This is a genomic window from Cellulomonas soli, from assembly GCF_052036975.1.
GTDB classification, from domain to species: domain Bacteria; phylum Actinomycetota; class Actinomycetes; order Actinomycetales; family Cellulomonadaceae; genus Cellulomonas; species Cellulomonas soli_A.
The window spans coordinates 87,377-103,642 of sequence record NZ_JBQIAR010000007.1; the positions used below are offsets into that span (position 1 = coordinate 87,377).

A 16,266-nucleotide genomic window follows, 5' to 3' on the forward strand; every position below is an offset into this window, starting at 1 on the left:
ACCGCGGCATCGTTCGTCTGCTCCCCCGGCGCACCGGCGGGGCACAATGGCCGGTGTGAATCAGCAGCGCATGAACGTGGAGTCGTTCAACCTCGACCACCGGACCGTCCTGGCCCCCTACGTCCGTCTCGCGGACACCAAGGTCCTGCCCGCGGGCGACGTCATCCAGAAGTACGACGTGCGTTTCACGCAGCCCAACAAGGCGCACCTCGAGATGCCCGTGGTGCACTCGCTCGAGCACCTGTTCGCGGAGCACTCGCGCAACCACTCCGACCGGGTGATCGACTTCTCGCCCATGGGCTGCCAGACGGGCTTCTACCTGATCCTGCAGGGCACGTGGGACTACGACGCGGTGCTCGACCTGGTGCAGTCCACGCTCGAGGACGTCACCACGGCCACCGAGGTGCCCGCCGCCAACGAGGTCCAGTGCGGCTGGGGCGCCAACCACACGCTGACCGGTGCCCAGGACGCCGCGCGCACGTTCCTCGCGGCGCGCGACGAGTGGAGCACGGTGACCGCGTGATCGCCGTCGACGCCGTCGTGGTGACGGCGATGGCCGACGAGGCCGCCCCGTTCCTGGAGCGTGCGGACTTCGTGGGGCTGGAGGCCCGCGTCGGGCAGGCCGTGCACCGGGTGGTGGCGTTCGAGGGCCGCGGGGTGCTGCTCGTGCAGTGCGGCATCGGCCTGGTCAACGCGGCGACCGCCGCGGCCGTGGCCATCAACGGCACGCACCCGCGCGCGGTGATCTCCGCGGGCAGCGCCGGCGGTCTGGGGGTGGACGTGCGCGTCGGCGAGGTCGTCGTCGGCACCGACTACGTGTACTCAGGGGCGGACGCACGCGCGTTCGGCTACTCCCTCGGCCAGGTGCCGGGCATGCCCGAGGTCTACGCGGCCGAGAAGGACCTGCTGGCTGCGGCACTGCGGGCCGAGGCGCCGGGGCTGCACGTGCGTGCGGGCACCATGCTCTCGGGCGACAAGTTCATCGACGCCTCGCTCGTCGACGAGGTGCGGACGGCGTTCCCGTCGGCGCTCTCGACGGACATGGAGTCGGCCGCCCTGGCGCACACGTGCCACCTGTACGGCGTGCCGTTCCTGTCGGTGCGGGGCATCTCCGACCTGTGCGGGCCGGTCGCCGGCACGGACTTCCTGACGCACGTCGACGACGCCGCGGACCGCTCGGCGGCCGTGGTGATCGCCGCGTTGCACGCGGCGGCTGCGGGCGTCTGACACCCGTCCGACCACCCGTTCCACCACCCGTTCGACGCCGGCCGGTCCGCGAGTCGCGTGCCGGCCGGCGTCGTCCTGGTCGGACCAGGTCGGACCAGGTCAGGCCACGTGGGGCTCGTCAGGCCGCGTCGGGCTTGGCGACCCGCAACCGGCCGAGCGTGATGAGCGTGAGCCCCTCGATGAGGATCTGCACCCCGAGGAGCACACCGAGCAGCACGAGGGTCGCGGCGGCCGGGTTGATCAGCACGTACACGCCCAGCGCGATCGAGATGATGCCGCTGATGGTGAGGATCACCTTGTGGGTGGGCGACTGGAACGCGGCGACGAGCCGGGCCAGGCCGCCGGCCAGGAACAACGCCCCGGCCAGCAGGGTGAGCGTGACGGCCCCGATCACGGGGTTGCGCAGCATGAACACGCCGAGCACGCTCAGCACCGCACCGCCGATCGCGGCCGACCAGGCGCCGCCGGAGCGGATCCGGAACAGCGAGCCGACGAGCAGCACGATCCCGCTGAACAGGCTGGTCCAGGCGAGGAGCAGGACGGAGACCTTCGTCGCGACGATCACGTCGCCCAGGACGACGAAGCCCGCGATCACGATCAGGATCCCCAGGATGACGTCCCATCCTGTCCGTCGACGTTCGAGCACGGGCAAGGTCATCGGTTCACGTCCGTCCCCTCGAACCGACGCGCGCCGGTCCGACACGTGCGACGCAGGGTGACGTCTGGCGCCCCCTGCCTGGTCAGCGCCACCGTAGCGGCGAAGCGCCCGCACCGCAGGGCGAGGGGGCCACGTCAGGCGGTGGCACCCGCACCCGGGCTGCTGCCCGCATCGGCGTGGGGCGTGAGGTCGGCCAGCGAGTCCAGCACCGCCCTGTGCACCCGCGGGTCGGCGAGCACCCGGAAGTGCCCGTCGACGGGCACCTCGATGTTGGTGGCGCCCGGCAGGTGGCTGCCCGAGGGTACGTGCGGGTCGAACTGGGCGTACACCGACACGACCCGGGGGTGCACGTGGGAGTGGCCGGCCAGCGCCAGCACGTGCGGGTCCCGGGGCGACAGCGCCCGCACCGACCGCGTCGGGAACCACCGCGCGTAGACCGAGCCGGCGAACGGCGTGTTGATCGCGACCAGCCCTGCGACGTGACCGTGGTGCGCCTCGGGCGAGGCCATGACGAGCTTGCCGATCAGACCACCCTTGGAGTGGGCCACGAGCAGCACGTGCGGCAGCCCGAGCGCCTCGATCTGGGCGGTCACCTGCCGTGCGGAGTGCGCCAGGCTGGCGTGGTTCCAGCCGAGGCCGGGGACAGGGTGCACGGGGTGTCCGGCCTCGTGCAGCACGAGGGCCAGCGGCTGCATGACCTCCCACGTCTCGTAGATGCCCGGCAGCAGCAGCACGGGTGCGAGGTGCCCGGTGGCCAGGTCGCCGGGACGCAGCCGACGCAGGACCGCCCGGGCCTGCGCAGCGCCGATCCAGGCGTAGTCGGCGGCCCAGGCCGCACCGCGCCGGGCCACGAGCACCGGGCGGACGGGGCGCAGCAGTCGGGGGGTCGGCCGCTCGTTCATGACCGTGCCGGCTCGGCCCGACTGATGTGGTCGAGGACCAGCGCGGCGACCTGGTCGCTGTGGTCGTAGATCACCGCGTGCGCGGCCCCGGGCACCTGGGCGGTGCGGGCCGACGGGGCGGCGCCGGCCAGGCGCTCGAGCCAGTCGGTGGGCGCGACCGTGTCGTGCTCGCCGCGGATCAGCAGCACCGGCGCGGTGACCTTCGCGATCCGCTCCTCGATCGGGTACGTGAGCATGCGGGGCAGCACGGCGGAGAACCAGTGGGGTCCGCACTGCGCGTACCCGGTCAGAGCGATGCGCCTCGTGCGGGACGACTCGCGCACCGAGCTCTGCGCCAGGCGCAGCGCCTGCCGGGCCGCCGAACGCTCCGCGACGTTGACCGGCGGTCCGATGAGCACGCCGTGCGTGGCCAGGTCAGGTTCGGAGGCCAGCACCTCGGTGACGATCTGCGCACCCATGGAGTGCCCGACGAGCACCGGCGCCGACAGGCCCTCGCGGCGCATCCACCAGGCGACCAGCGCGGCGAAGTCCGCGATCTCCGGCTGGTGGTCCGGCCGGGGCACGCCGGCGAAGCCCGGCAGGTCCAGCAGGTGCACCACGCCGACCTCGGCCAGGCGCACCGCGAGCCGTTCGAAGTACTGCGAGCTGACGCCCAGGCCGTGCACCAGCACGATGTCGTGCCGCCGCTCGCCGGTGACCGCCGCCGAACCGTCGAGCGTCATCCGCCACGCGCGCAGGTGCATGCCGCGGTGCGCGGCACGGTCGAGCCGGATGCTCAGGCCGGTCGGGGCGGCGGAGGCCTTGAGTGCGTGCGGCATGCGACCGGTCCTTCGTCGGGGCGAGGCGTGCACCGATGGTCGCAGAGGCCGGGCGCGCACGCTGCTCGGAGGCCCGTCAGTGCGGTGCGCCCGCGGTCCGGGGTCCGGGCACCTGGAGCCGACGCGCGGACTTGGCACGACGCAGGCGCGCCTCGGCGGCCAGCAGCAGCCGGTCGGGGTCGTCCGCGCCGGCCGCCGAGCACACGACCGCGGCGTGCACCGTGGGCCACGTCGGCACCCCGGCGCCGTCGGGAGCGGTGGCCACGGCCTCGACCAGGGCGTCGCGGAGCGCGGCCGCCAGCCGTGCCGCGTGCTCGTCACCGTCGGCGACGGGCAGGGTCGCCAGGGCTGCGAGCTGGTCGCCCCCGGTGCGGGCCACGTCCACCCCGGGCGGGGCCGCGTCGACCAGCCGTGAGCCCAGCGCGGTGAGCACCGCGTCGCCGGCGGCCGTGCCGAAGTCCTGGTTGACGTGCGCCATGTCCTGCACGTCGAGCAGCACCAGGACGATGCGAGCCGCGGTGCCCTGCGCGGCCGTGCACCGCCGCGCCAGCTCGTGCTGCAGCGTGGGCCTGCTGGCCAGCCCCGTGACGGGGTCGTGCAGGGACCGCACCGCCAGCTGGACCGACAGGGAGCGCACCAGGTCGGCCATGCTGGCCACCCGCCACTGGCGTCCGGCGACCAGCACGTCGTCGTAGCGCCGCTCGTCGGCGCGTTCCATGGCGCGGACCGCGACCTGCGACACCGACTCGGTGCGGTCGACGATCATCGGGCTCCAGTCGGTGAGCTCGCCGGTGACCTTGCGGGCCAGCACGGCCCGCCCGAACCCGAGGCGTCCGGCCATCGCCGCGGTGAAGCGGGGGCGGGTGATCAGGCCGACCCGGTCAGGGTCGGCGGCGTCACGGACTGCGACGGAGGCGACGTGCACCGATCGCAGCACGAGCTCGAGGCGGTTGACAGGCAGCTCGGCGTCGACGACGTCGACAGGGTGCGCCAGGTGGGCGACCGTGGTGGCGGCGGCCGCCTGCCGGCTGCCGGCGGCCTGCGAGAGGCGCTGCGTGAGGACCTGCAGATCATCGGGCACCCGACGAGTATCGGCAGCGACGCCGCAGGTCATCCGCCTGTGCGAGCACTGGTCGACGAGCGTTCGCGACACGTTCACCGGGTGTGCACCACGGACGGCGCACGCCCCGCGCGCGTGTGTCGGTGGGCGGTCGGATACTCGGCTGCGTCAGGACCTGCGGCACGCCCCACGGCCTCCCGCAGCACAACCCCCACGGCACCGAGGAGACATCATGGCGACCCTGCTCAACCCGTACCTGAACTTCCCCAGCGGAGCCAAGGACGCGCTCGAGTTCTACCGCAGCGTGTTCGGCGGCGAGCTGACCACGACGACCTTCGGCGAGGGCGGCATGGCCCAGGACCCCGCCGACCAGGACAAGCTGATGCACGGCCAGCTGGTCACCGACGCAGGCCTGGTGCTGATGGCGTCCGACGCCCCGTCGGGCATGGAGCTGTCCACCGGCTCGAGCCACTCGATCTCGCTCAGCGGCGAGGACGACGCGGAGCTGCGCGGGTACTGGGACGGTCTCAGCGACGGTGCGACGATCGGCGAACCGCTGACGACCGCCCCGTGGGGCGACACGTTCGGCATGCTGACCGACAAGTTCGGCGTGCCGTGGATGGTCAACATCACGGCCACGCAGGGCTGACTCAGGCGGCTCTGCTGCCCGGACCCTCGACGACTGCCGCCCACTCCACGAGTGCGTCGGTGAGGGCCGCGGCCGCCCCCGCGTACCCGTCGCCGGCCGCCATCGCCGCCCGTGCCGCCTCGGCACGGCCGGCGGTGGCCTCGGTGAGCACGCGGGCGGCCGACCGGTGGAACTCGGCGTGCAGTGCCGTGACCGTGCGACAGCGTGCGGCGTCGAGGGCGCGCGCCTCGGTGCCGTGCAGCCACTTGCCGAACGCGCACGCGTCGTCACGGCCCGCGGCAGCCAGGGTGGTGCCTTGCGGCATCCGCCCCGTGTCGATCGAGTCGCGCAGCCGTCGCTTCCACGCCGCGTGGGCCACGAGCGCCGCCCGCAGCGGGTGCACCTCGATCCCCGAGCTCAGGGCGGCGATCTCCTCGCGCTGCTCGCGCACGTTCGTGCTGACCCGCCCGAGCCACTGCATGGCCCGTTCGATGGCCTCGGCGGCGTCGTGCGCCGCCGAGGTCGACGCGCTGGCCGCCTCGTCGAGGTCCCGTGCGGCGTCGGCCGACTCGGTCGCCGACCGTGTGATCGACTCGATGGCCGCGGTCTGCTCCTCGACGGCCGCGGCGATGGTCTGCTGCAGCGCCTCGATCCGTCCGAGCACCTCGTCGATGCGGTCGACGGCGGCGCGCACCCCGTCGCTGTCGGCGGTCAGCTCGGCCAGCTGGTCGCCGATCCGTGTGGTTGCGTCACCGGACTGCGCCGCCAGGTTCTTGACCTCCTCGGCCACCACGGCGAAGCCCTTGCCTGCCTCGCCCGCGCGGGCGGCCTCGATGGTCGCGTTGAGCGCGAGCATGCGGGTGCGGTCGGAGATGCCGGTGACGATGCCGACGACACCTTCGATCTGGGTGGTGGAGGCCGTGAGGCGCTCGACCGAGTTGCGGACGTCGTGGGTCGCCTCGGCGGCCAGGGCGGTGACGCTCGTGGCGGTCGCGGCCGACTGGGCGACCTCGCGCATCGCGGCCGCCATCTGCTGCACGGCGGCGGCGACCTGCCCAGAGCCCGCCTCGACCTGGGCCGTGGCGGCGCTGGCCGTCGTGGCGGACCGCGCGGTCTCGACGGTGGAGGCGTTGACCCGCTCGCACGACTCGGCCAGGTCCTCCACGGCCAGGCCCAGGTCGTCCCCACGGTTCATCAGCCGGCGGACCGTGTCCACGGGGACCGCCACCGACCCGTTCTGCGCAGTCGGGACGGTGGTGCCGGCGGCCGCGGCGGTGCGGTCGTCGCGACGGCTGAGTCGCACGAGGAGCTCCTGATCTCTGTCGGGGGCCGTGACCGACCCTGTGGGCCCGACCATCGGCGCCGGACCGCAGCAAGTGAGCCGTTCACCTGCGAGTTCACCCGTGGCTGCCCGCAGCGCGGGACGCGGTCCGGGCGCACCGGTGGGTCCTGGGAGAATCGAGGGGTGACTCCCGTGCTCGAACCCCCCGTCCTGGACGCCGTGCCCGACGTGCGCCTGATCGCCGTCGACATGGACGGCTCGCTGCTCGACGAGCACGACCGCATCGACGCCTCGCTGTGGCCGCTGCTGGACGAGCTCGACCGTCGGGGCATCGCGTTCTGCCCCGCCAGCGGGCGGCAGTACGCGAACCTGCGCGGTCGGTTCGAGCGTGACGACCTGGTGTACATCGCGGAGAACGGCGCCTACGTGGTGCGCGACGGGCAGCGCGTCAGCTCGGACGGCATCGACCTGGGCACCATGCGTGCGCTCGTCGAGGCCGTCCGCCGGCACGCGGTGCTCGGTGGCGATGTCGGCGTGGTGGTGTGCGGGGCACGCTCGGCGTACGTGGAGCGCACCGACGAGGCGTTCCTCGACCAGGCCTGCACCTACTACGCGCGGTTGGAGACCGTCGAGGACCTGACTCTGGTGGACGACGAGATCCTCAAGGTGGCCGTCTACGACTTCGGTTCGGCGCAGGACGGTGTCGCGCACACCCTGCGACCGTTCGAGGGCGCGCACCGTGTGGTGATCTCCGGTGCCCACTGGGTCGACGTCATGAGCCTGACGGCCGACAAGGGCGCGGCGCTGCGCCAGGTACAGGCCGAGCTGGGCATCGGCCCGGAGCACACGATGGCGTTCGGGGACTACCTCAACGACCTGGGGCTGCTGGCCGCGGCCGACTGGTCGTTCGCGATGGACAACGCCCACCCGCAGGTGCGCGAGCGGGCGCGGTTCGTGGCACCGGCCAACACGGTCAACGGGGTGGTGCGCAGCATCGTCGCCGCGCTGGGGCTGCACGACGTGCTGGGTTCGGACGAGGAGCTGAGCCGCACCACGGCACCGGCGGCCGACACGCACTGAGCCCGGTCACCGCGGCGGGTCGGTCAGCAGGTCCTCGGTACGCCCGTGCGTGACGCCGTCGGTCCACTCCAGCACGCACCCGCCCGTCGGCAGGTCGACGCGCAGGCTCGCGGCACGGTCGTCGGCCGACCAGGCCAGGTGCAGCACGCGGTCGTCGTCGTGCGTGGTGAACGTGAACTGGCCGTCGAACACGTCCAGGGTGCTGCGCAGCCGCATGAGTGCGAGCAGCGATGCGACGACAGGTCTGCGCATCTCCGCGTCGAGCTCCTCACGCCCGTAGTGGTGCCGGTTGATGTCGCGACCCACGCCGGTGTCGTCGAGCAGCTCGAGGTCGTTGCGGCCCGCGAGCGCACCCACGTAGTAGACCTGCGGGATCCCCGGTGTGAAGAACTGCAGCGCCCGGGCGGCCAGGTAGCGGCGGTCGTCGCGCCCCAGCGCGTCGTAGTACGTGCAGTTGACCTGGTAGAGGTCGAGGTTGGAGGCCGCGGCACCCGTGGCCAGGCGTGAGGCGCCCGCGGAGCGGTCGTGGATGCCCTCGACGAGCGCGTCGATCTGCTCGGGGGTGAGCAGGCCGGGTCGGTCGGGGGCGGTCTGGTCGGCACCGACGTCGATGACGCCGATGCCGTCGTGCGTGTCGAGCACGGTGACGGCGTTGGCGGGGCGTTCGCGCATCCAGCGGGCCAGGGGTGCACCGTCGCCGGTGAACAGGGCGTGCAGCACCAGCGGTGGCAGCGCGAAGTCGTAGACGCGGTCGACGACCCGCCCGATCTCGATCTGCCGCTGGTAGTAGGAGTGCACCTCGACCAGCACGTCCAGGCCCAGGCCTCGCGCCTGCGCGGTGAGCTCGTCGATGAACGCGAACGTCTGCGGGGTCATGAAGCACGTGGTGCCGGCGGTCTTGATGGCGTAGCCGACGGCGTCGAGCCGGATCATCGAGACCCCTGCGTCGGCCAGCGTCGTCAGGATGCTGGTGAGGTAGGCGCGTCCGGCGTCGCTGCGCACGTCGATGTCCACCTGCGCCCGGGTGAACGTCGTCCAGACGAGTCGCTTCTCACCGCCCAGCGTCATCGGCGTCAGCGGCAGCCCCGGGCGAGGCCGGTACACGGCGGCCAGGTCGGCCTCGTGGGCACCGTCGGGGAACACCGAGTCGAGCGTGAGGAACAGGGGCGCGTGCTGCGACGCGCGACCGCGGCGCACGACGTCCTGGAACGCCGCGGAGTCCGCCGAGACATGGTTGACGATCACGTCGACGACCACGTCCCGTGTCTGCGCGAGCTCGCGGACGTCGTCCCAGCTACCGAGGCGCGGGTCGACGGCGGTGTGGTCGACCGGGTCGAACCCGGCGTCGGCGCCGTCGTAGGGCGTGAAGAACGGCAGCAGGTGCACGCCGCCGACGCTGTCGCCGAAGACCTCGTGCAGCACGCGGGCCGTGCCGGGGATCGTGCCGCCCAGGCGGTCGGCGTAGGCGATGAGCTGCACCTGGTTGCGCATGACCGGTCCTCCCCTGTGCCTCGCCGTCGAGGGCACGGCACCACCTTGGCATCGTGGCCGTGGCGGCGCAGGTCATCGGGAGGTCTCCCCCGGTGGCGCTACCGCGGTCGCTCTCACAGCGCGCGCATGGGCGGCGCTCGGCGGGGCTCCAGCGCACTCGGCGAGCGTTGTCAGCAACAGTCCGACCCGTCACGCACCTGGAGGCCCCCGTGACCACCACACCCAGCACCCCGCGCCCGGACGAGGAGCCCGCGGACGCGTCGTCGACCCAGCCCCTGGCGGGCACGACGTCGGCTGCCGCACCGGACCCTGCGCCGGCTGCGGCGACACCGCCTGCGACGCCCCCGACCGCGGCACCGACCGCGCCGGCTGCCCCTGTGGCCGCGACGGCGCCCGACCCGCTGCTCGCCATCGACCTCGACGGCACCGACGACGCCGGCGGCGCCCCCGAGCCGGTCGCACCGGTCAGGTCGGGCTCAGGCGTGCTCACCCGTCTGCGGACCGGTGTCGGCGCGCACCCGCTCGTCACCGGCCTCGTAGCCGTCCTGCTGGCGGCGGGCGCCGGGTTCGGCGGCGGCTACGCGGTCGGCCACGCCCGGGGCGACTCCCAGATCAGCTCGGGGTTCCCGGGCGGTGGCGAGCGTCCCGCGTTCGGCGAAGACGGCGCCGGCCGCCTCGGCGCACCGCCGGACGGCGGCCGCCCGGACGACGGCTCGGGCACCGACTCCGGCACGGATTCCGGGACGGACTCGGGCACCACCGACGGCGCCGACACCTGAGCTCCGGCCCGGCGGGCGGGGCGACACCTGCCGGACACGTGGGGTCGCTACGGTCGTGCGCGTGAGCGACCGTCCCCGCATCGTGTGTCCCAGTGGTGAGGGCGGTCTGGCCGCCCTGTTCGACGCCTCGCCGTTGCGCGAGCGACTCGAGGCGGTCGGTGACCTGCACGTGCACCTCGACCTGCCGACCGAGACGCAGGTGCGCGAGCGCCTCGCCGAGGCCGACGCGGGGCTGCTGACGGCGCACCTGTCGGTGGAGACCGTGCGGGCGATCGGCGGGCGTACGCGCCTGCTGGCGTTCACCGGCACGGGCGCCGCCTCGTACGTCGACCTGCCCGCCGCCCGCGAGCACGGCATCACCGTGACGAACGTGACCGGGTACGGCGACCGGGCCGTCGCCGAGCACGCCCTCGCGCTGCTGCTCGGCGCGGCCCGCTCCGTCGCCGTCGGAGACCGGGCGGTGCGCGAGGGCGACTGGACGGGAATGCTCGGCCCCGAGCTGGGCGGGATGCGCCTGGGCATCGTCGGGTTCGGTGGGATCGGCCGGGCGTTCGCCGCCATGGCGGCCGCCCTGGGCATGCACGTGCACGCCTGGGACCGCACGCCCACGCCGGAGCTCACCACGATCGCCGGCCCCGACGCCCGCTGGCTGGAGCTCGACGACCTGCTGGCCACGTGCGACGCCGTGAGCCTGCACCTGCCCCTCACCCCCGGCACGCGCGGCCTGCTGACCGCCGAGCGACTCGACCTGCTGCGCCCCGGCACGATCCTGGTGAACACCGCCCGCGGTGAGTTGATCGCACCCGGCGCCCTGGCCGCCCGCCTGGCCCGCGGCGACCTGCACGCCGCGCTCGACGTCTTCGACCCCGAACCGCTGCCCGCCGACGACCCGCTGCTGAGCGCACCCGGCACCACGTTCACCCCGCACCTGGGCTTCCGCACACCGCAGGCGTTGCGCCGCATGGCCGAGGGCGCGGTCGAGTGCGTGGAGCGCTTCTACGCCGGCGACCCGGTGCGCGTCGTCAACTGACGCGTGCCCGGCGCGCTCCCGTTCAGGTGAGCCCGGGCGCGCCCAACGCCACCGCATCCTTCAGCTCGTCGGCGAGCGCAGCGGTCAGCTCGTCGATCTCGGGCACGGCGTCCGGGTCGACGTCCACGGACACCGTGAGCGTGCCGGCGTACGACAGTGCGGCGAACGCCACCGGCACGTTCCCGGCGCCGACCACCACCGGGACGAGCCGCTCGACCGGCGCCCCCGCGAACGTGAGTGCGCTGGTCGGACCGATCATGTTGGTGAGGAAAATGTTCACGAACCGTTGGTTCTCGATCGCCCAGCGGTAGGTTCCCGTGGCCACGGCCAGACGGAACAGTGGCCGGACCAGCGTCGTCGACGTGCGTCGGGCGTGCCCCTTGCGCCGCCGGGTCTGCCGGGCGACAGCCGCCAACCGGTCCCCCGCAGACCCCCGCAACGGCACCCGCACGGGCATCACCCCGACGTGGTTGCCCAGCCCGTGCGCCGCATCCGGCGCTCTGGTGGCCACCGCGACGGACACGACCAGCGCGTCGAGGTCCTCGCCCCTCGCCCGCAGCAGACGCCCGGCCGCCCCGGCGACCACCACCAGCAGGACGTCGTTCACGGTCGCGCCGCGCGTCCGCCCCGCGGCCTTCACCGCCGCCAGCTCAGCCTCGGCGACGACCGTCACGCGTCGCGGCCCGGTCGGGACGTTCAACGACGTGCGCGGCGCACCGACCCGACGGCGGACCCGCACCGCCGCAGCATCGACCGGCCGGACCACCGGCCTGGGCGCGCCCGACCCCCGCGGGGCTCCGGGCGCCCCCACCACCCCGCTCGCCGGCGCCGGCCCGGACGCGTCGTCGACGAGCCGCGACAGCACCGCCAACCCGCCGAGCCCGTCGGCCAGCACGTGATGCAGCACGAGCACGACGGCCACACCACCGCCCGCGAGCCCGTCCACCACCTCCGCACGCCACAACGGCCCGGTCCGGTCCAGCGGCCGGGTCATCGCCTCGGTCGCCACCGCCAGCAGAGCCTCCTGGTCACCCGGCGCTGGGCACGTGAGTCGACTGACCCGACCAGCGACCGACCCGGCCCCGGCGTCGACCCACTGCGGGCGCCCTCGCCCGAACTGCTCGAGCCGCTGGCGGAACCGCGGCAACTCCCCGAGCCGCTCGACGAGCACCCGCTCGACGTCCATCGCGTCGACGTCGGGACCGCCCAGCACGAGCAGCGCGCCGACCTGCTTGGGCGCGGGACCGACATCCGTCAACCACTCGACCAGGTCCCCCGCACCGATCCGCTCACCTGTCACGCCCTGAGGATGCCAGCCTGGCTGCCGTGCGTTGCCACGCAGCTGGAGTGCCATCGAGGCGTGGGACGAGTTCTTCACCTCGACCGCCAGCTTCACCCAAGTCGCCGCGTGGGCCGCCGCCCACGAGCCGCAGCTGGCTATCCAGACCTCGGTGCGGCACCTGCTGCCGGCCAACTACGCGAACGGCGCCGCCGAGCAGGTGAACGCGCAACTGCGCCGGCTGTTCGAGCAGCAGTCGTTCGCGCTGCGGAACAAGCAGCCCACCAGCCCGCTGTTCGGGCTCGCACGTCTCCACATCGACAGCCGCGATGATGTAGGCACCGACCACCGCATCCTGCGCGAGGCAGCGGAGGCGGGCGCTGGACAGTCGGCAGCAGCGCAGCGCGGCAACCGGGACGGCCGCGGTGCGTCGTCGCTGCGGTGAGCCGAGGAGTCGGGAAGATCGCCAACGTGGCCGATGAGTGGATCCGAAGTCCGCCTGGGACGAACCGGCACACGCCAGCCTCGAAGCGCGGCAGCTCAGGGCTCGTCCCGGCAACCGGCGGCGAAACACCCGGCCTCGTCCACGCCGAGAGGGACACGCTCAATCGACTCCGGACACTCGCCAAGCAGTCGGGGACTCAGAGACCGCTCTCATCACACCGCAATCAGGTTGGGGGGCGTCTCCTGGCAAGCCATTCGTGAGAGCAGGGGATGCGACAAGGGGACGAACCACACCACTGCGGTTCCCCGCAACACAGTCCCACAACTGGGCGAACCACCTCACCCCCAGCGGCCAACGGATCGCCGAGCAGTCGCCGTGACCGCCCGCCTTCGGCGCTGCCCGACGTGACCGCTCGGCCTGCTCCATACTGGTCGTATGCCACGGTATTTTGTCACAGCGCTCATTCTGCGACCGGACCCGTTGTCGCAGTGCGACGCGCACGGATGGTCGATGGTGCCGCGGGCATGGGGCGCTGGGATTACCGACTGGGCCTACTTAGCGACAAGCATTCACCACGAGTTGCGGGTTGAGTACCAATTGGCGGACGTGCTTGCCCGCGGCTGCAATATGGAGTTCTCGGTCGAGGCCGACAGTATCGATGAAGCACGCCAGTTGTTCCGGTGCTTCTATGTGAGCCTGCTCCTGCACAACACCACTCCGTTCTTCGCTCCGTTCATCTCATCCCACAGCATCAATGACTTCTCAGCCATCTCTGCTCCGCCGGAGCCGCTCACGGACTCGCGCGCAGCGCGCAGCAGAGCGCTGCGCAATGGGGACGAGCACGTCCTCCTGGCCTGGAACGAGGCCCACCTGGGATCGCTGCATGCGCCAACCGAGGCGCCCTCCACGATCTCCCACCATGCGTTCGAGCAGGCGGCCGCGTACTCCAGGGATTGGGCTGCATTGGTCAACAACGGGGGCTCGGTGCTGGTGCTTCAGGAGACCCTGATCTCGGCACCACAGATCCCGAGCCACGGTCAGTCCATCATGCCAATCTGGTCGGGGCTGGAGTCGCTGTTCCCGCAAGTCAGCGCCGAGTTGTCGTTTCGACTGGCGCTCTATCTCGCCCAAATGATCCAGCCTGAGGGTGACCGACGTCCAGAGTTCGAGCGCATACGGGCGGCGTACGGCGTCCGCTCCCGAATTGCGCACGGCTCGCGCCGTCGGCCTGGCGCCCGAAGCGAGAGCGAGGAATGGACGGACGCCTGGAACCTCCTGACCTCAGTCGCGCGCGCAGCCGCTGTGCGCGGGGGTGTGCCGAGCGAGGACGCGTTGACGGGGGAACTACTTGGAGGCAACGCGAGCGGGTGAGGGCTGGTTAGCGCGCTGTCGGATTGCCGGCCTTCGTCTACCCGGAGCGGGCACGTCAACCGGGCGGCAGCGTGAGCACGGCGCGCAGGCCGTCGGTCGGCGAACCCGTCAGCCGGATGTCCCCGCCCTGCTCCCGCGCAAGTTCCCGGGCGATCGCCAGGCCCAGCCCAGCGCCGCCGGCACCGCGCTGACGGGAGTCGTCGAGCCGCACGAACCGCTCGAAGACGCGGTCGCGGTCTGGTTCGGCGATGCCCGGGCCGTCGTCGTCGACGACCACACGGCCCTCATCGAGCGTGACCTGCACCGCGCTGGCGGCGTGCCGGGCCGCGTTCTCGACGAGGTTACGGACGGCGCGGGCGAGGGCCCCGGCATCCGCCGTCGCGGCGCCGTCGCCGATGACCTGCACGGTCACGCCGGACGAGCCAGAGGCGCCCGGCACCCCGCCAGCGACCGTCGTCCACGGCGCGCCCGGCGCCGCGAGCACCTGCTCGACCACCTCACGAAGGTCGACCCGGGCCGTGCGCAATGGCCGGGAGCCGACGCGGGCGAGCAGCAGCAGGTCGTCGACGAGCACCTGCATGCGGGCGGTCTCCCCCGCAAGCTCCTCGACGAGTTCGCCGGGTGCGTAGGAATCGGGGTGGGAGCGGGCGACGTCGAGGGTGGCGCGCAGGGCGGCGATGGGTGAGCGCAGCTCGTGGGCGGCGTCGGCGACGAAGCTGCGTTGCCGGGCGGAGGCCTCTTCGAGGCGGTCGAGCATGCGGTTGAGGGTGCGGGCCAGAGCAGCCAGCTCGTCGTCGCCGCGGGGTACGGGCAGGGCGCCGGGGCCGCCGGTGACGGCGACCTGCTCGGCGGCGCGGCGCAGCTGGTCGACGGGGTGCAGGGCTCGGCCGAGGGCGAGCCAGACGGCCAGGGCGAGCAGGGCGGTCAGCACGGGGACGACGCCGATGAGCGAGACGCGCAGCGCCGACAGGAGTCCCTGCACCTCTTGCAGCGGCATGCTCGCCACCACGGTCGCGGGCGCACCGGCGACCTCGACGCCGACGACGGCCACGCGGGCGGAGCCGTCGTACCCGGAGGCGGTCGTCGTGGCGAGGGCGACCTGGTCGGTCGGGGCGTCGCCGGTGAGGCGGGTGACCTCGGCGAGTGGGATCAGGGGCAGGGTGCGGCTGGCGGTGGGTGAGGTGGCCAGCACGCGGCCGTCGGCGTCGAGCACCTGGACGATCTCGCCGGGTTCGGCGACGGGCAGGGCGTCGGGCATGCGGTCCTCGGCGGCGAGGGTGGCCACGGTGGTGGCCCGTGCGCGGACGATGTCGTCGAGGGCGGCGACGCGGCTGCGCGAGAGCACGGCCGTGAGGGCGACGGCCCCGGCGACGAGCGCCAGGCACAGCAGACCGGCGGTCACCAGGGTCAGGCGCAGGCGCAGCGAACGACCCCACCAGCCGCGCACGCCCACGCCCGCAGTCCCGCTCTCTCCCCCGCGGCTGGTCACGCGCCGACCCGGTACCCGGCGCCGCGCACGGTGCGCACCACGTCGCGGCCGAGCTTGCGGCGCAGGTAGCCGACGTAGACCTCGACGACGTTGACGTCCTCGCCGGGGCCGTCCCACACGTGGTCGCGCAGCTCGACCTTGCCGACTACCCGGTCGGCGTGCCGCATGAGGTACTCCAGCAGGGCGGTCTCGCGCGCGGTGAGCTCCACAGGCGCACCGGCCAGCGTGACCTCTCGCGTCGCAGGGTCCAGGGTCACGTCGCCGACCTGCAGCACGGCCGGCCGGGCCTGGGCGGGTCGACGCACCAGCGCGCGCAGACGGGCCACGAGCACGACGAACGAGAACGGTTTGGTCAGGTAGTCGTCGGCGCCGACGTCCAGTCCGTCGGCCACGTCGTGCTCGCCGTCCTTGGCGCTGAGCATCAGCACGGGCGTCCACACCCCGGCGGCCCGCAGGGCGGTGACCACGTCGTAGCCGCTGCGGCGCGGGAGCATCACGTCGAGCACGATCGCGTCGTAGTCGCGGTCCACCGCCAGGTCGAAGCCCGTCGCGCCGTCGTGGGCGACGTCGACCGCGAACCCCTCGGCGGTCAGGCCGCGGTGCAGGGCGCGCACCAGCGTGACCTCGTCGTCGACCACCAGCACGCGCACCCCCGCAGCATCCCACCGGGCGGCGCCCGTCACCGGGGACCGGCGGCGCGAGGTCTCTCAGCGTCCCCTCAGGGTCG

At 73.3% G+C, this 16,266-nt stretch carries 17 protein-coding genes; 8 read left to right on the forward strand and 9 right to left on the reverse strand.

Going from position 1 to position 16,266, the window contains the following annotated elements; genetic code table 11:
- The first annotated feature begins 46 nt into the window (after nt 1–46).
- A complete protein-coding gene (locus tag ACTHAM_RS09310; protein WP_440686656.1) occupies nt 47–523 on the forward strand; it encodes an S-ribosylhomocysteine lyase in 477 nt (158 codons plus the stop codon).
- Complete coding sequence (gene mtnN, locus ACTHAM_RS09315; protein WP_440686658.1) at nt 520–1,227, forward strand: 5'-methylthioadenosine/S-adenosylhomocysteine nucleosidase; 708 nt, start codon at nt 520–522, stop codon at nt 1,225–1,227. Before ACTHAM_RS09310 ends, mtnN begins: the two co-directional genes overlap by 4 nt.
- Before the next feature lie 118 nt (nt 1,228–1,345).
- Here the strand turns inward: mtnN and ACTHAM_RS09320 are convergent, their stop codons facing one another.
- The 4 genes from ACTHAM_RS09320 to ACTHAM_RS09335 all read right to left on the reverse strand — a co-directional run bounded on the left by ACTHAM_RS09320 (nt 1,346) and on the right by ACTHAM_RS09335 (nt 4,686).
- Nucleotides 1,346–1,885, reverse strand: a complete 540-nt coding sequence (locus ACTHAM_RS09320) for an HdeD family acid-resistance protein (protein WP_440686660.1) — start codon at nt 1,883–1,885, stop codon at nt 1,346–1,348.
- 134 nt (nt 1,886–2,019) lie between these two features.
- The gene (locus ACTHAM_RS09325) at nt 2,020–2,787 is read right to left on the reverse strand and encodes an esterase/lipase family protein (RefSeq protein WP_440686662.1); all 768 of its coding nucleotides are present in this window, start codon (nt 2,785–2,787) and stop codon (nt 2,020–2,022) included.
- The gene (locus ACTHAM_RS09330) at nt 2,784–3,605 is read right to left on the reverse strand and encodes an alpha/beta fold hydrolase (RefSeq protein WP_440686664.1); all 822 of its coding nucleotides are present in this window, start codon (nt 3,603–3,605) and stop codon (nt 2,784–2,786) included. The genes ACTHAM_RS09325 and ACTHAM_RS09330 overlap by 4 nt, the downstream gene beginning before the upstream one ends.
- Before the next feature lie 76 nt (nt 3,606–3,681).
- Nucleotides 3,682–4,686 (reverse strand): GGDEF domain-containing protein, encoded by a 1,005-nt coding sequence (locus ACTHAM_RS09335; protein ID WP_440686666.1) that lies wholly within the window; start codon nt 4,684–4,686, stop codon nt 3,682–3,684.
- A gap of 211 nt (nt 4,687–4,897) precedes the next feature.
- On the opposite strand from ACTHAM_RS09335, the gene ACTHAM_RS09340 reads away from it, so the two are divergent.
- On the forward strand, nt 4,898–5,314 hold the full coding sequence (locus ACTHAM_RS09340) for a VOC family protein (protein WP_440686668.1): 417 nt from the start codon (nt 4,898–4,900) through the stop codon (nt 5,312–5,314).
- Nucleotide 5,315: 1 nt separating this feature from the next.
- Here the strand turns inward: ACTHAM_RS09340 and ACTHAM_RS09345 are convergent, their stop codons facing one another.
- The gene (locus ACTHAM_RS09345; protein WP_440686670.1) at nt 5,316–6,596 is read right to left on the reverse strand and encodes a methyl-accepting chemotaxis protein; all 1,281 of its coding nucleotides are present in this window, start codon (nt 6,594–6,596) and stop codon (nt 5,316–5,318) included.
- 171 nt (nt 6,597–6,767) lie between these two features.
- On the opposite strand from ACTHAM_RS09345, the gene ACTHAM_RS09350 reads away from it, so the two are divergent.
- Complete coding sequence (locus ACTHAM_RS09350) at nt 6,768–7,655, forward strand: HAD-IIB family hydrolase (protein ID WP_440686672.1); 888 nt, start codon at nt 6,768–6,770, stop codon at nt 7,653–7,655.
- 6 nt (nt 7,656–7,661) lie between these two features.
- Here ACTHAM_RS09350 and gtfA read toward each other — a convergent pair whose 3' ends face one another.
- On the reverse strand, nt 7,662–9,146 hold the full coding sequence (gene gtfA / locus ACTHAM_RS09355) for a sucrose phosphorylase (protein WP_440686674.1): 1,485 nt from the start codon (nt 9,144–9,146) through the stop codon (nt 7,662–7,664).
- Nucleotides 9,147–9,355: 209 nt separating this feature from the next.
- Here gtfA and ACTHAM_RS09360 point away from each other — a divergent pair, with 209 nt between their 5' ends.
- Together ACTHAM_RS09360 and ACTHAM_RS09365 are read left to right on the forward strand one after the other, a co-directional pair.
- Nucleotides 9,356–9,925 carry a hypothetical protein gene (locus tag ACTHAM_RS09360; protein WP_440686676.1) on the forward strand — a complete coding sequence of 190 codons (570 nt, stop codon included), beginning with the start codon at nt 9,356–9,358 and terminating at the stop codon, nt 9,923–9,925.
- Nucleotides 9,926–9,986: 61 nt separating this feature from the next.
- On the forward strand, nt 9,987–10,955 hold the full coding sequence (locus tag ACTHAM_RS09365) for a 2-hydroxyacid dehydrogenase (protein WP_440686678.1): 969 nt from the start codon (nt 9,987–9,989) through the stop codon (nt 10,953–10,955).
- A 22-nt stretch (nt 10,956–10,977) separates the two neighbouring features.
- On the opposite strand, the gene ACTHAM_RS09370 is transcribed toward ACTHAM_RS09365, so the two are convergent.
- Complete coding sequence (locus ACTHAM_RS09370; RefSeq protein ID WP_440686680.1) at nt 10,978–12,255, reverse strand: wax ester/triacylglycerol synthase domain-containing protein; 1,278 nt, start codon at nt 12,253–12,255, stop codon at nt 10,978–10,980.
- A gap of 31 nt (nt 12,256–12,286) precedes the next feature.
- Between ACTHAM_RS09370 and ACTHAM_RS09375 the strand changes: the two genes are divergently transcribed.
- Together ACTHAM_RS09375 and ACTHAM_RS09380 are read left to right on the forward strand one after the other, a co-directional pair.
- Complete coding sequence (locus tag ACTHAM_RS09375) at nt 12,287–12,679, forward strand: hypothetical protein (RefSeq protein ID WP_440686682.1); 393 nt, start codon at nt 12,287–12,289, stop codon at nt 12,677–12,679.
- 510 nt (nt 12,680–13,189) lie between these two features.
- Entirely contained in the window at nt 13,190–14,050 is an 861-nt protein-coding gene (locus ACTHAM_RS09380; RefSeq protein ID WP_440686684.1) for a hypothetical protein, read from the forward strand.
- A gap of 55 nt (nt 14,051–14,105) precedes the next feature.
- On the opposite strand, the gene ACTHAM_RS09385 is transcribed toward ACTHAM_RS09380, so the two are convergent.
- Together ACTHAM_RS09385 and ACTHAM_RS09390 are read right to left on the reverse strand one after the other, a co-directional pair.
- Nucleotides 14,106–15,539 (reverse strand): ATP-binding protein, encoded by a 1,434-nt coding sequence (locus tag ACTHAM_RS09385; protein WP_440686686.1) that lies wholly within the window; start codon nt 15,537–15,539, stop codon nt 14,106–14,108.
- Entirely contained in the window at nt 15,536–16,189 is a 654-nt protein-coding gene (locus tag ACTHAM_RS09390; RefSeq protein ID WP_440686688.1) for a response regulator transcription factor, read from the reverse strand. Before ACTHAM_RS09390 ends, ACTHAM_RS09385 begins: the two co-directional genes overlap by 4 nt.
- Nucleotides 16,190–16,266: the final 77 nt, after the last annotated feature.

Bases quoted from the DNA above. Each gene is read 5' to 3' on its own strand.
- ACTHAM_RS09330 (WP_440686664.1), bottom strand. From the start codon at position 3,605: ATGCCGCACGCACTCAAGGCCTCCGCCGCCCCGACCGGCCTGAGCATC.
- ACTHAM_RS09325 (WP_440686662.1), bottom strand. From the start codon at position 2,787: ATGAACGAGCGGCCGACCCCCCGACTGCTGCGCCCCGTCCGCCCGGTG.
- gtfA (WP_440686674.1), bottom strand. From the start codon at position 9,146: ATGCGCAACCAGGTGCAGCTCATCGCCTACGCCGACCGCCTGGGCGGC.
- ACTHAM_RS09320 (WP_440686660.1), bottom strand. From the start codon at position 1,885: ATGACCTTGCCCGTGCTCGAACGTCGACGGACAGGATGGGACGTCATC.
- ACTHAM_RS09380 (WP_440686684.1), top strand. From the start codon at position 13,190: ATGGTGCCGCGGGCATGGGGCGCTGGGATTACCGACTGGGCCTACTTA.
- ACTHAM_RS09340 (WP_440686668.1), top strand. From the start codon at position 4,898: ATGGCGACCCTGCTCAACCCGTACCTGAACTTCCCCAGCGGAGCCAAG.
- ACTHAM_RS09310 (WP_440686656.1), top strand. From the start codon at position 47: ATGGCCGGTGTGAATCAGCAGCGCATGAACGTGGAGTCGTTCAACCTC.